This is a genomic window from Providencia sp. PROV130, from assembly GCF_028482225.1.
GTDB classification, from domain to species: Bacteria; Pseudomonadota; Gammaproteobacteria; order Enterobacterales; family Enterobacteriaceae; genus Providencia; species Providencia rettgeri.
Genome location: NZ_JAMPQC010000028.1, coordinates 1 through 17,341, shown reverse-complemented (window position 1 = coordinate 17,341; position 17,341 = coordinate 1). Strand labels below are relative to the sequence as shown.

29 protein-coding genes are annotated in these 17,341 nt (G+C 39.3%); 19 read left to right on the top strand and 10 right to left on the bottom strand.

All coding sequences use genetic code 11. The features are described from left to right. Positions 1-63 precede the first annotated feature (63 nt). Genes PSF28_RS18420 through PSF28_RS18380 form a run of 9 tightly spaced genes read right to left on the bottom strand, consistent with a single transcriptional unit; the run spans position 64 to position 4,593 of the window. Complete coding sequence (locus PSF28_RS18420) at positions 64-237, bottom strand: hypothetical protein (protein WP_272685461.1); 174 nt, start codon at positions 235-237, stop codon at positions 64-66. Continuing rightward, positions 234-404, bottom strand: coding sequence for a hypothetical protein (locus PSF28_RS18415; RefSeq protein ID WP_192575037.1), 171 nt, complete (start codon positions 402-404; stop codon positions 234-236). Before PSF28_RS18415 ends, PSF28_RS18420 begins: the two co-directional genes overlap by 4 nt. Then, the gene (locus PSF28_RS18410; RefSeq protein ID WP_272685460.1) at positions 398-991 is read right to left on the bottom strand and encodes an HNH endonuclease signature motif containing protein; all 594 of its coding nucleotides are present in this window, start codon (positions 989-991) and stop codon (positions 398-400) included. Before PSF28_RS18410 ends, PSF28_RS18415 begins: the two co-directional genes overlap by 7 nt. After that, the gene (locus tag PSF28_RS18405; protein WP_226693444.1) at positions 988-1,218 is read right to left on the bottom strand and encodes a hypothetical protein; all 231 of its coding nucleotides are present in this window, start codon (positions 1,216-1,218) and stop codon (positions 988-990) included. Before PSF28_RS18405 ends, PSF28_RS18410 begins: the two co-directional genes overlap by 4 nt. 25 nt (positions 1,219-1,243) lie before the next feature. Further along, positions 1,244-1,423, bottom strand: a complete 180-nt coding sequence (locus tag PSF28_RS18400) for a hypothetical protein (protein WP_105881088.1) — start codon at positions 1,421-1,423, stop codon at positions 1,244-1,246. Positions 1,424-1,469: 46 nt separating this feature from the next. Then, positions 1,470-1,970 (bottom strand): siphovirus Gp157 family protein, encoded by a 501-nt coding sequence (locus PSF28_RS18395; protein WP_272685459.1) that lies wholly within the window; start codon positions 1,968-1,970, stop codon positions 1,470-1,472. Next, positions 1,970-3,988 (bottom strand): hypothetical protein, encoded by a 2,019-nt coding sequence (locus PSF28_RS18390; protein ID WP_272685458.1) that lies wholly within the window; start codon positions 3,986-3,988, stop codon positions 1,970-1,972. The genes PSF28_RS18395 and PSF28_RS18390 overlap by 1 nt, the downstream gene beginning before the upstream one ends. Before the next feature lie 12 nt (positions 3,989-4,000). After that, positions 4,001-4,249 (bottom strand): hypothetical protein, encoded by a 249-nt coding sequence (locus PSF28_RS18385; RefSeq protein WP_231405912.1) that lies wholly within the window; start codon positions 4,247-4,249, stop codon positions 4,001-4,003. A gap of 11 nt (positions 4,250-4,260) precedes the next feature. Continuing rightward, positions 4,261-4,593: a hypothetical protein gene (locus tag PSF28_RS18380; protein WP_272685457.1), complete on the bottom strand. Its 333-nt coding sequence runs from the start codon at positions 4,591-4,593 to the stop codon at positions 4,261-4,263. 707 nt (positions 4,594-5,300) lie between these two features. Between PSF28_RS18380 and PSF28_RS18375 the strand changes: the two genes are divergently transcribed. Beyond that, positions 5,301-5,501: a hypothetical protein gene (locus PSF28_RS18375; protein WP_004912086.1), complete on the top strand. Its 201-nt coding sequence runs from the start codon at positions 5,301-5,303 to the stop codon at positions 5,499-5,501. A gap of 48 nt (positions 5,502-5,549) precedes the next feature. Here the strand turns inward: PSF28_RS18375 and PSF28_RS18370 are convergent, their stop codons facing one another. Then, entirely contained in the window at positions 5,550-6,224 is a 675-nt protein-coding gene (locus PSF28_RS18370) for an XRE family transcriptional regulator (RefSeq protein WP_272685456.1), read from the bottom strand. A gap of 101 nt (positions 6,225-6,325) precedes the next feature. Here PSF28_RS18370 and PSF28_RS18365 point away from each other — a divergent pair, with 101 nt between their 5' ends. The 18 genes from PSF28_RS18365 (at position 6,326) to PSF28_RS18280 (ending at position 17,333) form a co-directional block, all read left to right on the top strand. Next, positions 6,326-6,535 carry a helix-turn-helix domain-containing protein gene (locus tag PSF28_RS18365; RefSeq protein ID WP_004912081.1) on the top strand — a complete coding sequence of 70 codons (210 nt, stop codon included), beginning with the start codon at positions 6,326-6,328 and terminating at the stop codon, positions 6,533-6,535. Positions 6,536-6,602: 67 nt separating this feature from the next. Further along, positions 6,603-7,058 carry a toxin YdaT family protein gene (locus tag PSF28_RS18360; protein WP_070926244.1) on the top strand — a complete coding sequence of 152 codons (456 nt, stop codon included), beginning with the start codon at positions 6,603-6,605 and terminating at the stop codon, positions 7,056-7,058. Positions 7,059-7,075: 17 nt separating this feature from the next. Then, on the top strand, positions 7,076-7,300 hold the full coding sequence (locus PSF28_RS18355; RefSeq protein ID WP_241544351.1) for a hypothetical protein: 225 nt from the start codon (positions 7,076-7,078) through the stop codon (positions 7,298-7,300). A 1-nt stretch (position 7,301) separates the two neighbouring features. After that, positions 7,302-8,153, top strand: coding sequence for a helix-turn-helix domain-containing protein (locus PSF28_RS18350; RefSeq protein WP_272685455.1), 852 nt, complete (start codon positions 7,302-7,304; stop codon positions 8,151-8,153). Beyond that, positions 8,146-8,736 carry an ATP-binding protein gene (locus PSF28_RS18345; RefSeq protein ID WP_241544347.1) on the top strand — a complete coding sequence of 197 codons (591 nt, stop codon included), beginning with the start codon at positions 8,146-8,148 and terminating at the stop codon, positions 8,734-8,736. The genes PSF28_RS18350 and PSF28_RS18345 overlap by 8 nt, the downstream gene beginning before the upstream one ends. Further along, entirely contained in the window at positions 8,733-10,103 is a 1,371-nt protein-coding gene (locus PSF28_RS18340) for a replicative DNA helicase (RefSeq protein WP_272685454.1), read from the top strand. The genes PSF28_RS18345 and PSF28_RS18340 overlap by 4 nt, the downstream gene beginning before the upstream one ends. A gap of 194 nt (positions 10,104-10,297) precedes the next feature. Next, entirely contained in the window at positions 10,298-10,528 is a 231-nt protein-coding gene (locus PSF28_RS18335) for a hypothetical protein (RefSeq protein WP_004912060.1), read from the top strand. Next, on the top strand, positions 10,525-11,328 hold the full coding sequence (locus PSF28_RS18330) for a DNA adenine methylase (protein ID WP_272685453.1): 804 nt from the start codon (positions 10,525-10,527) through the stop codon (positions 11,326-11,328). The genes PSF28_RS18335 and PSF28_RS18330 overlap by 4 nt, the downstream gene beginning before the upstream one ends. 18 nt (positions 11,329-11,346) lie before the next feature. Then, positions 11,347-11,802 carry a hypothetical protein gene (locus PSF28_RS18325; protein WP_272685452.1) on the top strand — a complete coding sequence of 152 codons (456 nt, stop codon included), beginning with the start codon at positions 11,347-11,349 and terminating at the stop codon, positions 11,800-11,802. 9 nt (positions 11,803-11,811) lie between these two features. After that, positions 11,812-12,693, top strand: a complete 882-nt coding sequence (locus PSF28_RS18320; protein ID WP_272685451.1) for a DNA cytosine methyltransferase — start codon at positions 11,812-11,814, stop codon at positions 12,691-12,693. A gap of 14 nt (positions 12,694-12,707) precedes the next feature. Further along, complete coding sequence (locus PSF28_RS18315; RefSeq protein ID WP_272685450.1) at positions 12,708-13,046, top strand: hypothetical protein; 339 nt, start codon at positions 12,708-12,710, stop codon at positions 13,044-13,046. 76 nt (positions 13,047-13,122) lie between these two features. Further along, positions 13,123-14,484 carry a PIN-like domain-containing protein gene (locus tag PSF28_RS18310; RefSeq protein ID WP_272685449.1) on the top strand — a complete coding sequence of 454 codons (1,362 nt, stop codon included), beginning with the start codon at positions 13,123-13,125 and terminating at the stop codon, positions 14,482-14,484. An 89-nt stretch (positions 14,485-14,573) separates the two neighbouring features. After that, positions 14,574-15,167: a DUF1367 family protein gene (locus PSF28_RS18305; protein ID WP_131680604.1), complete on the top strand. Its 594-nt coding sequence runs from the start codon at positions 14,574-14,576 to the stop codon at positions 15,165-15,167. An 11-nt stretch (positions 15,168-15,178) separates the two neighbouring features. Then, complete coding sequence (locus PSF28_RS18300) at positions 15,179-15,412, top strand: hypothetical protein (RefSeq protein WP_272685448.1); 234 nt, start codon at positions 15,179-15,181, stop codon at positions 15,410-15,412. Between the two features lie 30 nt (positions 15,413-15,442). Then, complete coding sequence (locus tag PSF28_RS18295) at positions 15,443-15,757, top strand: Ref family recombination enhancement nuclease (RefSeq protein ID WP_272685447.1); 315 nt, start codon at positions 15,443-15,445, stop codon at positions 15,755-15,757. Further along, positions 15,745-16,275 carry an antiterminator Q family protein gene (locus tag PSF28_RS18290; RefSeq protein ID WP_272685446.1) on the top strand — a complete coding sequence of 177 codons (531 nt, stop codon included), beginning with the start codon at positions 15,745-15,747 and terminating at the stop codon, positions 16,273-16,275. The genes PSF28_RS18295 and PSF28_RS18290 overlap by 13 nt, the downstream gene beginning before the upstream one ends. 92 nt (positions 16,276-16,367) lie before the next feature. Further along, a complete protein-coding gene (locus PSF28_RS18285; protein ID WP_272685445.1) occupies positions 16,368-16,688 on the top strand; it encodes a hypothetical protein in 321 nt (106 codons plus the stop codon). 396 nt (positions 16,689-17,084) lie between these two features. Continuing rightward, the gene (locus PSF28_RS18280) at positions 17,085-17,333 is read left to right on the top strand and encodes a hypothetical protein (protein WP_272685444.1); all 249 of its coding nucleotides are present in this window, start codon (positions 17,085-17,087) and stop codon (positions 17,331-17,333) included. Positions 17,334-17,341: the final 8 nt, after the last annotated feature.

The following is a 17,341-nucleotide window of genomic DNA, read 5'->3' as shown; positions in this document are numbered from 1 at the left end:
TCATTGGTTTTGAATAAACCACCATGCTAATAATAAATATAAAATAAAACTGATTATGCTTAATCAATTATTGGCCCGAATAATCGCTTCGATGGGATAGCATTCAGACAAAATACCTCGTTGAGTTAGGGCGTCTTTATCCATTAAACAATTTTGCTCATCGGGATATGTATAGCCGTATGGTTTATACAAACAATCAGCACCACTACAAATTAACAAAAACAAAGCATATATCATGATGCTTCCCCTTTAGGTTGAGGCTCTTTTACTGGCTCAATCTTGATGTTTTTAGGTAGGTCATAAATGACATAGCAGCGGTCAGCTGTTGTTATAAAACCTACAGAGCCATCAGGCATAGTTAATTTAACAGTGGGTCGTTGGTTACTATGAAAATGTCTTAGCATTGGTCTTGCCTCTTAGTTTCTATACTTCTAATTGCAATCTTTATTCTGGCCAATTGTAAGACTGCATCTTTATATTCAGGGGGAGCACCTGAGAAAAAACGATTAATAACCCCGTGTTCTGATCTTGTAATAGCCATTAAATTATCAATGCTGCAATTCAGTGGATTGCAATCGATGAATTTAATGACATGTCCTTTTGGAACAGGGCCGTTATGTTCCTCCCATACTAGAATATGTTTGTGTTTCCATTTTCTAGGGTGTCCGATTTTGACTTTTATGTATCCATCAGTAGTAATAACCTCGGTACCAATAGGTTGGTAATTATGAGGTATATTGTTCTTTTTGAATGATCCTGCGTTAGCACCCTTTAACCCTTTTTTCCCTTTATTTGCAGGAATGTGGCCTTTAGTGAATGCTCCGGAACGGCCTGTTTTTAATTTCAGTCGTTTGCGTAGCCCGTTTATTGCATCCTTTGATCGTGATGTGCCAAAACTTTCATTGAAACTAATTGTGAGTTGGTCTAGTGGTAATAAATAGTTTTTACGCATCCAATCGCACATATCATTAGTATAGGAAAAGCGCTTCATTCTTTAACCTCTAAATACTTTGGTGCATCTCTTATGTATCCTGCGCGGGCCATACGTTTAACATTAATTGCCAATTGACCATTACTGACGATTTGAGATGCAATTGCGGACATTGCTTTCGCTCGGCCTATTTCCTCTTTGAGTTCATCCCCCTTAATGCTTTCATCTGAAAGTCTTTCAAGTTGCATGAATAGGTGGTTATGTAAATCCTCTAAATTGTTTTTCATAATTAATCGCCCGTGACATGTCACATTAGTGAATAATTGCTACAGAAGGAGGATAGCCCAGCTGCAGTAAAACTGCTTTTTTTACCATCGATAACGTTTTTTCTTCTTGGCTGGTGGTGTGTTCGGTTGTATCAACAGACCACTCAACGCTACATTTATTGTTAGTTTCATCGTGAGTAATAATGACTTCTAATTTCATGGCCATAAAAATATCTCCTGATAATGCGCCCATTTACAGGGCGCTAATGTCATTAACGAACCATTAATGAACGGTCACCAATTTCTAAGTGAGCACCAGGAACTTCAACGCCGTTTTCAATTGCTTCTTTAATGCGTTTTTTATCAGGTGCAGTAATAGTTTTAACATCAACTAATTCGTTAGGGAGAGCATCTTCATTATCAATAATGACCCGAACCACGCCAGCACGAGCTGTGAATGTATTTTTCGTAGTTTTAAGTTTGTCCAAGCCCGATGTTAATAAACAATCTAATGCGTATTTTTTCAGGTTTTTAACTTGGTTTTCGAATGATTTTTTACGGTCGGCCAAACGTTTAGATTCTTCATCTAATGTTTTTGCTTGTCCTTCCAAATTACGAGCGTAAAGCATGATTGCGTCAAGTTTATCGCCTAACTCACCTTCAATGCCCTCTAGTGTGTCGGCGATATCTTCAGCGGTAAATTCTCCATTTTCGACGAGTAATTGTAATTTGCTGTAGTCAGCAGCCATTGCAATAGCAGTTGTCTTGGTCATTAGATTGCCTCTTCTTTTTGTGTAAGTTGGTCTAAACACTCATTTTCAATTTCTTTTAATCGACGTAGACGGCCGTTTAAATACTTTTCATATTCACTGTCGCCACGTTCTTTGGCTAATTTTGCATGCGTTGCAATTTCACGGGTAAGGGTTGATGCGATACCGCGCAATTCACTCTGTGTGACAGCGCTGCGCATGGTTTCGGTGTGCTTAGTGAATTTCTCATCTAGCTCTTTACGAATACGTGTCACATCTTCAGCACTATCTGTTGCGGCTTTAATTTCATACTCAAGTTTATTGCTGGCAACATATTCAGGGTTATCATGCATACCCATGAACACATCAGAACTAAATCCAAGCATAGATAAGGCTTTTTTGATTGCATCAGTGAGAGATTTTTTAATCACCTCACCATCAGTTTTAAGGCCATATTGTGTTTGATATAGGTATGGTGTGGCGCCATAGCTTTCAAATTCTGCGCGTGTGCCATTTGGCGTTATGTACCAGAATTTGATTTTTACGGAATGATTTTTTTCACAAAATAATGAACCATCCCCGTTTCGTAGAAACCGTGTTGCCACTTGTTTATTGCGTTCATCAAGAACTGGTTCAGTAAGGGGTTTACCGTCTATTAATTTCTCTTCAATAACTTCATAGTTCCAGCCAGAACCAATAGGACCAAAGATCTCTGTTGCACGCATGATCATATAGGTTCCGTTGATACTAGTACCTATAAAGCCCATTCCCTCAATTGGTTTTGTAAATCGAGTGTCAGTGCGTTGTACGCGCTTCCAAATGCTAAGGTTGTCGTTATGATTCCCTAAAACCTCCTCGAGTACAGTTGCGCGTTGTTCAAAATCATCTTGTTGAACATTGGCAATCTCAACTACCGGCTCAACTGGATGGTTGACAACAGGCGCTTGAGCTTGTTCGGTTTCTACAACAATCTCCTTCACTGGCTCTTTTTCTGTTTTAGCCGGCGAATCTTTTTTCTTGCTCGAGCGTTTTTGTTTTTCTGGTTTAACGGGTTCAGCTTCTTCTTTTGTTGTTTCATCATTAGCCGGCTTAGCATCTAAATTATCAACAGCAAAACGACCACTACCGAGTGAGGTTACTTTAGGGCTATTGGTACCAAGTTTTAAATCAATAAACGCTTTACGGGCATTAGCATCATCAAATAGCTCTGGTTTCTCTCTTGCTTCGGTCACTAGTGCAAATATGTTTTCACGAGGGATATCTAGAACGCTAGGGAATGTGCGCAAATCCATTGATAAGCGCTTCCAAGGTTTATCTTCAGTGCTGATGAGTTCTTTTGCTTTACGAATATCTGCACTTTTTGCATCGCTTGGTTTAATGTCCAAGAGTGCGAGGGCAATTTCGAGATCAAGTGCGGCATAATCACGTTTAAGGACAGGCTCGTCCTCAACGGGAGGAACTTCAGGTTCCTCGGTTAACCAACTTTCACCAAGCGCCTTAGCATCTTCGATGGTGACATTATCGTCAGCATGCTCATAAACCGCCTGTGCAATTTCCATCGTGGCTTCAGCATCCATCAATGAAACTTTGGTGATTTCAGCAAGGCCAGTAGCAATATTACGAACTTTCGGGTCCTCTGTACTTTCATTGAGATACTTCAATGTGAAAGTGTATTGCTTATCAGTAATTTGAGTTTTACCAAACATCAGCAAAGCAGCTACGCGAGGTTTAGTAGCAAGTTTTTTAAATTCTTTATACTTAACTGGTTGCCATTTCTCACCGTCAAACTCATTTTCAACAGCAAATTTTTCATCGAACTGATCGAGTGCAGGGCGGGGGGAACCAACCGCGTCTTCACAAATGATAGGTTCATCAACGTTGAAGTTATCCATAGAATCAGGGAAAACCTCAGATAGCTTAATCATTGCAGTTGCAGCAGCAATTTTAGCATTTGCAGCATTGAGAGCTATTGTTAACGGTACTGCACCGTTGTTAGTGCGAGCCTCGGTCGTAGGCTCAAATACACAGATAAATGTTGTCATTGGTCATGCCTCTTATTTTCCAGACTTGGCGAGCTTGATAGCTCGTTTTATTCCAGCTTGTTTAATGGTGGTTTGTTTATACTTTCCCTTTACTGGGTTTGAATAAGCAGTACCAGTTGATGGGTAATATTCAACTTGTCGTTTGCCACCGATAATAGAAATATGTTGAGTACCAGAGCTAAAATCACAGTTATTTTTATGCTCAATGACTGATAGCTCGGCATCTAGTACCGCATCAATAGCTAAGTTAACAGCATCCATCATATTCACCGTTAATAAGGGATTTCTTCATCAATTTTAGAAATAGGCTTGCCCTCTAAGCAGAGAAGCATTTGGATCTGGTCTTCCAGTAAGCTTGATTTCACCTGCGCATCAGCAAGAATTTTGCTTTGCTCAGCTTTGAGTGAGTCAATCTCTAATTGAACTAGCTCAGTGTTTGACGGGGCAGTAAAGGGAATGTCGATAGTATGCTCAGCAATGACAAAGCCTAAACCAGATTCAATATCATATTTGAATGGATAAGGGCGGTATTTGTATGATCCGTCAAATTGCTTTTGTGCGTGGATATAAAGCGTAACACTTAGGGCTTTAGGTTGTGCTTTCATAGCAGCTCCTTGGTTGGTCTTGTCTCGATAATTAAGGCTATTGTGCTTTTATGCGCGATCTTCTATAATTTGGTCTTGGTCAGCGCCGGTTGGCGTTGGTCTTGCCTCGAACGCACACTAGTCACTGCGTTCACAATCTCAGTAACTTTGGTCGGTTACTGGGGTAAAGGAACCCACTTCGGTGGGTTTTTTTACGTCTTAAATTAGGTGCTCGTCTTTCCGAGCCGTCAGGTCTGGTCTTGCTTCGTAGCTTTGGTCGGTAATTCTGAGTAAAAATATCACCTTAGTGTTTATCTTTACGTTTCTAATTTGTTGCCCGTCTTTCCGAGCTGTCAGGTCTTGCCTCGAGCGCTAGTCAAAAAGTTTCCCTGGTACTGCTAAAAATTTGCCGTCATGTCGTGGTAATCATGAAAGGTCGTGATGAGAGCTTTGGTTCTCCTCCGACATAACAGCAAAACTAAATTTGGTTTGAACACCTATCAAAACACTTGCTGTATTTGTTTCGATGTATGCAATGATATGCATTAAGCGCATATGCGTCAAGCGCATATTTGCGTAAGGGGCATAATTAATTAGGGTTTTATTCGCATCGATATGATTCTTATATAAAAATATTTTCCTTTTGGACGGTTAATATTGTATTTTTACTATTAATTGAATGAAAATTAATCTTAAATAACTAATGGGAAATTTAATCGAGGTGGTATATGAACTTGGATGAAGAAAAAATAAGACATGTGGTATCTGAGGTAGGTCAGGCAACTATTCGGTTATTAATGAATAGTGAAACTATAACTAAAGAAATGTTAATTGATGAACTAGAACGCTATAGAAAAGAGGTGACAAACACCTTACATAAAGGTGCGTTACGCGACGCAGCTCAAGTAGTTAGAAGTATTAAATCATAATGAACAAAACAAAGCCCTCGGTACAATATGCACGGAGGGCTAGAATGCTTATTTAACTAAAGGAGGGACAAGGCTTAGTGCTTGTTCTCTATCACATTTGTCTATATATTTCGTGGGCTTAACTATTGCCGAAACGTAGTGCATTTTATCTACTTGGCTAGGCTCTAGTGTTATTGGTTTGTGAGCATTATTAATACTAGTGAATTGGTAGTCACCGTCTCTTGTTTTGTTAAAAATCTTTATCATGTTATGACCTTCGACAGTTCGAACAAACACTTCATCACCAGTCCTGACATTTGTATTTGGCTCAACAACGACATATTCTCCCGATTGTATCCGAGGCCACATACTATCACCTCTGACTTTTAGTCCATAAGCTTCCTTGTCATCGCTGTATATCTTCAACCAGCCATTATGGGATTCAATCATATCCACTGCACCATCAACACCAAGAAATGCCTCACCTATAACTTGGACCATCCCTGATGGAACTTTGCCAATATATTCAATATCATCTGATTGAGTTGGAGTTTCAGAAAAAAGTTCTGAAACAGTAACTCCTAATGCTGATGCAATTTTTACCAAGGTGTTTTCGCTATAGCCTTGAACATTTCTTTCGAGCCGAGAGATATTGCCCACATCGCTATTAATAGCGGTGGCTAAATCAAGGATTGTCATTCCTTTACTTTTGCGAATTTCTCTGATCTTTGTTCCAATTTTCATTCTGTTATTCAACTTTATTTATGCGTATCACACAAAGCGTATTGCGCATATTCTATTGTGTGTTAATATGCGCAGTACGCATTAAAAATTAAGGGGCGGTTATGCAAACACCATTAAGAAGAATTCGTATTGAAAAGCAGCTGACTATTTCTGAAGTTGCAAATGCAATTAATTGCGATGTGGGAAATTTAAGCCGATTGGAGCGAGGTGCTCAAGCCGCCTCATTAGAATTGGCTGAAAAGCTTGTAAAATTTTATGGCGAAAAAATCACAGAAATGCAAATTCTATATCCTAAACGGTACATGAAATAACATTACCAAATAACGTTTTTAAAAACTGATTCTTAATAATCAATTTTGCGACAGGAGACGCGAGTAGATGAATTTTGATATCGATATTGTCCGATCCGAAATTGAGGACTGGGCGGCGGAGCAAGGTCAAGAGCATGTAGCTATTGAAGTTAGCCGTGCTTATTTACGCATTGTAAAAAACAGGTCACAAGGGCGTTTGCATGTGATTGAAGACGAATCGGGTAGGGCTGATTGGAAAGCGATTAATAATAATCGGCAACAGATATTTCGTTGGTTGCGTGGTGATTCCCCCGCATCTATCAGAAAAATAGTTGAGTTAATGCCGGCAATAGAAATTGCATTACCGGCTTCACGACTCGCCCGGGTTCGAGGTGATACGAAAAATTACTTGGCCTCAATTGCAATACAGCGATTTGCCGAGGCAATTAGCGAAATTTTATTAGAGGGTCGTGACATGTCACACCATATTAATAATGCAGTCATTGCGTTAAATGCGATACCACGCCAGACCAGCGTGCATTAATTCAAGAGGCAAGACCAATGCTAAGAACAATTGAGAAAATAACCTATCGCAATGGTTTTTTGTTGAACGGAAAACCGGCTGATAGAGAGAAAGTTGAAGATGTTTTCGAAGGTAGAAGAGCAGCAGCGCTGAGTGTTTGGGAACAGTATGAACAACAGAAAAAAAAGCTGCTGTCGAAAAAGCTGACACCTGAGCAGTACCAGAATGCTTGCCGTGACATTGCACGCGCACTGGGGGTGTGATGTGAGTAATAAAATTACAGGTTATGTTTGGGATGCTTGTGCCGTTTCTGGAGTGAAAGGCACTAAGCTCATGATCATGGTTCGGCTAGCTGACTATTCTAGTGATGAAGGGATTAGTTACCCAAGCGTAGAAACAATCAGTCGGCAGATAGGCGCAGGGATTAGTACAATTCGTAGCGCCTGTAATGAACTTGAGCAAGATGGGTGGCTGGTAAAAAAACAACGCAGGAATGGCAATCGCAATGCCTCAAATCTGTATTTTTTGAATATTGATAAGCTAGAAAAGATAGCACTTGAGGAAAATGCAAAACTAAGAAAATTGCGTGAAAAATCATCTAAATCTCACCATCCAGATTCTGAACGTTCAGATTTTGACCGTACAGAAAACAACGAAAAAGGGCGGTTTGACCCTCCAGTTTCTGGCGTTCAAGGTGGTTTTCACCCTCCAGAATCTGGAGGCGATCCATCAGTAAATTCAAAACATGATCCATCAGTAAATTCAAAAGAGGAACCATCAGGTCAGGTTGAGCCGAAAAAATCGAAAAAATCATTCGATGCAAAATTGGCGAAACCAGAAAACGTGAGTGACGAAGTTTGGTTAGATTGGATTACTTTCCGAAAGGAGATTAAAAAACCGCTGACGGAAACAATGTGCAAACAGCAAGCAAAAAAATTAGCGAAATGTTCTGATGCCGATGCCGTGATTTGTAATTCAATTGCTAATGGTTGGCAGGGGCTATTTCCTGAGAAAACGTTGGAGAAGCCTAACAAACTAAATTCGCACACTGGATTTGAGAACAAGCACTATGAATCTCAGGATCCACACTGGTTTGTGGGAGGTAAAAATGCCTGAACAAGATTTATTATCTAGCGTGAATATTCCACCGCGCTTTGCTAACGCAACCTTTGAAACATTCAAAGCGACTACGCAGCCGGCTAAACATAATCTCATAGTCTGTCAGCAGTATGTGAAGACGTGGGAAGACCGAAAAAACGCGGGTGAGGGGCTCATGCTTTGTGGAATGCCCGGAACGGGTAAAACCCACCTAGCAGTATCAATTGCCCGTGAGATTGCTGGAGATTTACAGGAATCGGTATTTATCACAACAGCAGCACGCATCATCCGGGCCTTTCGTAGAACGTGGTCAGGAAATTCAGAATTTAGTGAACTAGATGTACTAGCGAAATATTGTGATCCTGACTTGTTGATTATTGATGAAATTGGTGTGCAGTACGGTACCGACTCGGAGCGCAATATTTTATTTGAAGTGATTAATGATCGTTACGAGTATTTATTACCCACTATTTTAGTTAGTAATTTACCTCTGAATGAACTGGAAGAAATGCTAGGTGAACGTGTTGTAGACCGATTATTACAAGGTGGCACAGTGTTAACGTTCAACTGGTCAACCTACCGCAGAGGTAATCATTCATGATGGATGAGCGTGATTTAGAAGGTGCGGTAATCAGTGGTTTTCTTGCTGGAGGAGCTTCTCAAGATGCTTATGAGGTATTGGCCACATTACCTGAAGAGGCATTTAGCTCTGATTATTACCAACGTGTTTACAAAGAGATTAAAAAACAAGCGTTAAGTAGTTCGCTGATAGATCCTTTTTTTATTGCTGATGCGTTAGGTGACAAAGGCGATTTAGCCAATTTGCTAGAGCTGGCCAACTCACCTGTTTGGAAAGCAAATTTAAAAGGGTATGCAGAGAAAGTTCATAGTTACTTTCGTATTAGGCAAGTTATACAACTCATTGGTAAATATCAAACAGCCATAACAAGCGCGGGTAATCACGAGCAAGCCGAAGAATTTATAAGTCAGTTTGCAAACCAAATTAGCCAACTGACAACGGGCAATCAAAACCTGTTACCCGTTCATCTAAATACGCTCATTGAGGGATATGTTGAAGTCCTCGAGCGCAGAAATTTAGGTGAAGATATCAGCGGTATGATCAAAACAGGCATAGAGGCCTTAGATGATAAAATCGGGGGATTCAACCCAACTGATTTGGTATTTATCGGCGGTAGACCAGGAATGGGTAAAACTGAATTAGCGCTAACCATGATAGAGGGTATGACTCGTGATGGTGGCGGTGCTTTGTTGTTTTCCATGGAAATGGCTAATCAGCAAATTGCTGAGCGTATGATCGCTGGCTCATCTCAATTATCAGTATCAACGTTGAGAAAAGCGCAATTACATGATGAAGATTGGGCGCGGTTAAGTTCTGGTCTAGCACATTTAATGGATCGGGATATTCACATCATTGATGCGAACAATTTAACGGTTGAGCAAATATGCGCAATTAGCGAAAACCATAAACGGCAATACCCAAATTTGAAAGGGGTTTTTGTTGATTACTTAGGTTTAATTAAAAAGCCAAAAGCAGAGCGTAACGACCTCGCTATAGCAGCAATTTCAGCGGGGCTAAAAGGGTTAGCTAAGCGACTACACACACCAACAATCGCATTAAGCCAGCTCTCACGTGATGTTGATAAACGACCATTAAATCAACGTCGACCGGTAGCAGCTGATTTACGAGACTCAGGAAGTCTAGAACAAGACGCAGATTATATTTTATTTACTTATCGTGATGTTGTTTATAACCCCAATAGCCCTGCTAAAAATTACGCAGAAGTTATTGTTGATAAAAACCGTCACGGTGAAACAGGCACTATTTATCAAGAGTTTAAAAAAGGCCACTACATGCCAACCGACCAAATTACAGCGGCTGAAGTGTCCAAAATGCAACAACAATCACAAAGCACCAAATCAAGGCGCTATGCGGAAAAAGCATTTTAAAAGACCAAAAGAGGCAGACCAATGACAATTAAAGACCCAATCACCGGCGAGTCACTCGTCCGGAGCAATCACCCCATATTGCCCGATGATGGTTTAGACCATTCTCCGTGCCACGTTGAACGCTTTAATTCTGCTGCAAGGGCAAGAACCAAAGCTCCTTATCAACTAGAGCCGAAACCCCAAAAGAGGTAGTTATGTCAGGTAAATATTTACCTGATGGATTACCGCATAACCGTGCTTTATGGCCAGAAGAATATCGCGAACTGGAGCAACTTGATTTATTCGCTAGCCGGCTAATTCGGCAACTGAAAAATCGAAAAATTCATAGGGAACGAATACTGGTTGAAATTGAAAAAGCACCTGAGGTACATCGGGAATTTTTTAGAGATAGGTTAAATCATTGGCGTGAGGTGATGAAGGTATGAGTAAGCTTAAAATTAAGCATCCTGTGATCCGGTACCACGGTGGAAAATTCCGTTTAGCAAAGTGGATATTAAGTTATTTTCCTGATCACCGCTGCTATGTAGAGCCATTTGGCGGAGTTGCTAGTGTATTAATGCAGAAAGATCGTAGCTATGCGGAAGTATATAACGATCTAGATAGTGAAGTTGTAAATCTATTCAAGGTACTGCGAGACCCTGAATTAAACATGAAGTTACAAGAAGCTTGTTTGCTTACAGCTTATTCTCGCGACGAATTTATGTTAGTAAAAGAGTTCACCGAAGACCCATTAGAGAGAGCTCGACGCATGGTTGTTCGTGCTTGTATGGGATTTGGTTCTGTAGCCGGTTTAAACGGTAATTCAGGGTTTCAATCTGACAGTAAGCGTGAGTATTCAATATATTCTCATTTATGGGCTAAATATCCTAAAAACTTGTCTTCCGTTTGCCAGCGTTTACAGGGGGTAATTATTGAAAATAAGCCAGCACTGGATTTGATTAAAAAGCATGATACGGCTGACACATTGTTTTATCTAGACCCGCCATATATGCCTGAATCACGAGTAGCTGGTAATCGATATTACAACTTTGAAATGACGAATGATCAACATAATGAGTTATTGCAAACACTTAAATCAGTTTCGGGGAAAGTGGTTATTAGTGGATATAACTCAGATTTATATAACGATGAATTATCAGGCTGGCGAAAGGTAACTAAAGAGGCCCGTATTTCTGCAGGTCGTGGTACCGGAATTCGAACAGAATGTTTATGGATGAATTACTGAATATAAGGCAATAGACCTATGAAAGATTATAGCGTAACACATGACCGTTTTAATTTTAAAGATATCAAATGCTCACTTCATGGGCTGAATGAGCATTGCCAGTCATCAAATAGCCTTATTGCCGTTATCGATGGAGATACACAACAAGTGGTCATGATTGAATGCCACCCTGTAGAAACTAACGAGGTAAGCATGAAAAATAGAATTCCACTAATGACTAACCCTTTAGGGAAACATTGGGCACAACCTAATCATGAAAACATTTTAATTGATGATACTCACGTAATAATGAGTAGCAAAGATTTTAATTCACTTGCTGAATATTCAAATTCAATACCATCTGGTGTTTATGTTGGGAAAATGTGGAAAGCGGTAGCTCAGGATGGGCGTGTGTTTTTGCGCTGGTTTAGTTTAGTCGAAGGGCGTGATGATTTATGTAGCAACAATCAGCGTGAAATCATCATCATTGATTAGGAGGCAGGGATGAGCATTACAGTAAATTCTTACTTTAGTGGTGCTGGCCTAATGGATATAGGCCTTTTGCAAGCAGGACTGAATATAGGGCAAGCTTTTGAACTGGATAAATCTGCATGTAAAACATACCGCCATAATTTAGGTGGGCATATTAAAGAATGCGATATAGCACAAGAGTTGGTTTTGGAACAAGATTCATGTGATGGAATGATATTCACATACCCATGCACTAGGTACAGCACCATTGGTGATATTCATGGGGTTCGTACTGGTGATGAGTTATTTCTACATGCATTACGACATTTAGCGATTGCAAGGCCTGAATTCTATGTGGTTGAGAACGTTCCGGGGATGCGTGCTTTTCCTGTTGTAATGGAAGCTATGCAGAAAATGCCTGATTACTACGTTAATGTATTTTGCCCGATCAAATCTGAAACTTGGTTACCACAAAAGCGTAATAGATTAATTATTATTGGTACCAAAAAACATTTTTCACCTCAACCGCCTGTAAATCATAAGCCTATTACATTAGCAGACATTTTAGAAATTGAGCCAGATACAAGTATCCCTAAATCAGTTTATTCAAGAATGAACGGTGAATATAGGGACTTACCAATAGTTAGTAATCCCGACAATGGGGATCTGGCCCCAACTTGTGTCGCTCATTATGCGAAAGATAAAAGTACCCGACTAGTAGCAGATAAAAATTTTCCAATGGGAGTTCGGCCATATACTGTACGGGAATACGCAAGGCTCCAAGGCGTTCCTGATTGGTTTGAGTTTCCAGTTAGCCAAACAGATGCATATAGACAAATTGGTAACGGTGTTTCCGTTCCTGTTGGGATATGGATTGGCTATGAAATAAAACGATATATGAGTAAGTCAATTTAGAGAGGCAAAGACCAATGGCAAAAACAGCGGCAGAACGCAAAGCCGAACAGCGTGAGCGTCAAAAGGAATCAGGTGTTACTAAAATAGAGTTATTTCTTGATGAGCAAGAGTTAGAAATGCTTCAAAGAAATTGCGCATTACGTAGACCAGGAAGAGAGCCTTATGATATCGCTGAATATATTTCAATGTTGATTAGAATTGATGACCGTTCAGTTATATCATTAATTACAGAACTAAATAGAAGGCACTGTAAAAAGTGTAATGAACAACTACCGGTAGTGGAATGTTGCCTCAGTGGTAGTTCCGAGTGTTGGAATACACAAGGCTGGCATGAGTTAAAACTGGTGATTTAATATTGATTATAATTTTTCTTTGAGGATAATATTAACTAACTTGAATTAACAATATAATTTTTTTGGTGAATTGATTATGCGAGATAAATTTAAAGGATTTTATGGTGTTTCAACTGAAGATGAAAAGAATGCATTTTTAAGTAATAAAACCATTTTTATTTTTGATACTAATTGTTTTTTAAATTTATATAGATGTGATGAAGATACTAAAAATGATTTTATTAATGTAGTTAATAACATAAAGGATAGAATTTGGTTTCCATTCCAAATTTGTTTGGAATACCAAAGGAATAGAATTAAAGTTATTAGTTCATCTATGAAAAACCTTAATGAAATTAAGCAGGAGTTAATGACTGCGACAAAAGTAATTGATGTTTTTTGTAATGAATCACAAAGGTCAATAAAGAATAGATACAGTCAATTGCATGTTGAACTTTGTAATCTTAAAGAGGAAATAGAGAAAAAAATTAATAATTTTATTTCTGAAAGCATAGATAATAGATTATCTAAATCTGATTTAATTAGTAAGCCTGATGATATTAGAAGCTGGATTGATACTGTATCTATGGGAAAAATCTCAGAGCCTTTAACACAAGAACAAATTGATGGGATTAATAAGAAAGGTGAGAGACGTTATAAAGTTAAGATAGGACCTGGTTGGGAGGATGAAAAAGATAAAAAAGAATCTGAGTCATATTTTGACGGGGTGTATTATAAGGATAAATATGGCGATTTATATTTATGGACTGAAATTTTAAATAAAGTGGAAAGTGATGCAAAAGTTGAAAACATAATTTTCGTTACAAATGATGTGAAGAATGATTGGTGGTATAGAGAGCATGGAAAAACTATAGGTCCATTAGAGTGTATCAATACTGAAATAAAAAATAAAAATATAAAATTTTTTAACATGTACACTCAATCATCTTTTTTATCTAAAGCTACAAGTTTACTAGATAAAATTCATGTAAATGACTCATCAATAGAAGAGTTGGAAAGGTTGTCAGATAACATATCAAATGATGATTTAAGTTATAAGTTACTTAATAGCATGAAAACCTATGATAATAACAATGTAATAAAAAATCCGGCTTTGGGTGTATACATAAAACAATATGAGGACCTTAAAAATAAATACTCAGGCTTATTAGAGTCGGGGAAGGTAGCTTTGGAAATGGCTAGAATCTACAATACTTCAAAGGAAGAAAAAATCGAATATATTAATTCCTCTATAAATAGATTAAGGGAAAAAATTATGGAATGCTCAGAGCGTCGTGATGGATACATTGAAAGTTATGCTAGATTGCCTGATTCTGGAGCATTTGCAGAGGATGAAAGAGATGAATTGGATTGGCAAATAGGACAATGTGATAATGAAATTAATACATTAAAACAGGAGATTCGTTCATTAACTGCTTATTTATATACTTTGCAATAACTTTGTTTTTTTTGTGTTTTTGAAATATAATCGGTTCATTGGTCTGAACACCCAATCTTAACACTTGCTGTGTCTACTGAGAGAAACGTATGGCACAGCATAGCTTTATCAAAATGTCTAACGACACTCTTGTACCGGCCAACCCCGCTGCGAGAGATTTTTTGCATTCAAAAATCAAGTGTGGTGATGTGCTTTCGGCTGATTTCAAGAAAGCTCGCAATCCACGTTTTCATCGTAAATACTTCGCACTACTCAATCTAGGGTATGAATACTGGGAACCAACTGGCGGTACCATTTCGCCTGAAGAAAAAGAGTTGGTGCGTGGTTACGTCAAATTCCTCGCTTACTACACCGATAACGACGATGCTCTCCAATCCGCTGCAGATGTTTATCTCGATGAGATAGCAAAGAAGCGAGCTCACAATATATCAGCAACCAAATCCTTTGATGCCTTTCGCTACTGGGTAGTTGAACAATCTGGCCATTATGAAACATTTGAAATGCCAGACGGTAGCTTACGCCGTGTCGCTAAATCAATCAGTTTTGCCAAAATGGATGACCTAGCCTTTGGCGAACTCTACAAATCAACCCTCGATGTGCTTTGGAACTTCATTTTATTCCGAAAATTTCCCACCCAAGAAGCTGCTGAAAATGCGGCAGCTCAGTTATTAGATTTTACCTAGAGGAAGTATCAATGACCCATAAACTAAAAAATGCATTATTCCAACGTTTAAACTTCGATGCTCAAGATGCTGGGATGATAAACATGAGAAATAAAGAGATTGGTAAAAAGCTTCAAAGCACCTGCACCATACTTTGGAAAGAGTTAAATTCCACAACCAATATTTCAGATGAATTAGTATCCAGACTAGATAGTTTTCATAACGATGTTGAACAATCAGCAAAGCAAACTGGTTTGTATAAGTGAAGTGTTACACAAGTTAGAGAGGCAAGACCAATGACCAAAAAATCAAAGACCAAAGAAGATAAACAGTGGCTATCGGATGTAGCAGAACTTGGCTGTATTTGCTGTCGCAATATGGGGTATGGAGCATCGCCAGCGGAAATTCATCATACACGAACAGGGCAGGGTATGGCTCAACGAGCTAGCCATAAAGATGTATTGCCGTTATGCCCATCCCACCACCGCGCTAGCTATGATACTGGCTTTCATGCAGCTCCGAAAACATGGCAAGAAATTCATGGTACTGAGGTCGAGTTACTCGAGCAAACCAAAAGAGAAGTAATGGAGCTGCGCGCATGTCGAGTATAAAAAATATTTCTGATGGGTTGGTATTAGACAAAGATCGCGAAATATGGCTCCAAAATTGGTTATCTCTATTTGGCGCTTGGGTTTATAGCGGACGACTTGAAAAGAGACAAGGGAGTATGATTGCTCAGTTTATGGCTACAGTAGAGCGTAGAAGTTATCCAGATAGGCCGATGTGTAGTGATGATGACGGGTTATTGATAAATAATGTTTTTAGCATTATTTATCATCTTGATATAGACGCCTTCAAAATGCTGATTAGTCGTTATGTTTACTGTGTATCTGATCGGGCTATAGCTAAGTGTAGGCATGATAACTATGAGCTTAGAGTTATGGCCCGTCGAAACGGGTTACCAAGAGAAAGAAAACCTTCAATGTCTACTTGTCGACGAGAGGTGGAGGAAATATTAAAGGCAGCTGAATATTTATTGTACCAACCGTTGGTGGATGCATTTAAAAATAGAGAAAAAGAGGCAATATTGAAGCGAAATAGCAAAAACGTGTTGACTTCTTTGAACTAATGAGCCACCATTTTAAGGTAAGTTGCCATTTTAGTAACTTCACCAACTAACCCAGCCAATGCGCTGGGTTTTTTGCTTTCTGAGGCCCAATAATGAAAATACCTACCGAATTAGTGTTCAGACCCGCCAGTGAATTACCAACTGAAGATTTAGACGGCAGGGATGTGATTCTTATAAATCCCTGTGATGGCTGGCACCTTGGTATCGTCCGCGTAGAAAAAGAGGGTGATTGGGTTCATATCGGTATTCGCCCTTGGATGGGATTAGAAATGACACCCCATGATTTTTATATTGCATGGGCGCTTTTACCTAGCCTTGATGATCTGAGCCAAAAGTACGATGGTGAGCGATATATGAATCGCCATTGTTGCATATGTAAGCGGCGAGACCATTCAACGGCAGAACACAAATAATTGGTCACTTAGGTGGCCTTTTTTATTATGGGGGCTAAAGATGAAGTAACTAAGCGGATAGACCGTGCAGCCAAAAGGTAGCAATAGTTGGGTAATAACCAACTCCCGAGTCTCCAAGTAGAGAGCCAGCTTTGCATCTGGTGAGGGTTAATAAAAAAAGAAGCACCGGTAACGAAGCATGACCGCCAATTATGCACTGGTTAGATCCAACGGGGAGTAGAGACGAACTGGGGTGATGAACTCAAGGGCATGAGCGAGGCCACTGCTAGAGTGTGGCTATAAGCAATCACTTCTTCTTTTATCCCCTCAAATGAGGGTGAAAAAATAGAAGTTAAAAGGTTTAAGGGCTGCGCATTGCGTGGCCTTTTTATTATCTATGCACTAAGGAACGTAACTATGTACGCACTTAAATTAATAACTGAACGTGAAGGCCGTAAAGTTGAAGAGTCACATTATTTGGGAAATATGTACCGGTTGGAGTTTTATCCAGCTGTTGATAATCCAGATATTGCTGCTCGACTGGAATACACAACAAAAGAGGGTGTCCCTGCATTTAACATTAAGCGAACTGACCATGCTTACATTACTACGGTTACGGGTGATACGGTTCGGGTTATCTGCAGAGGTAAAACGCCTTCTCATTAACAGTTAAG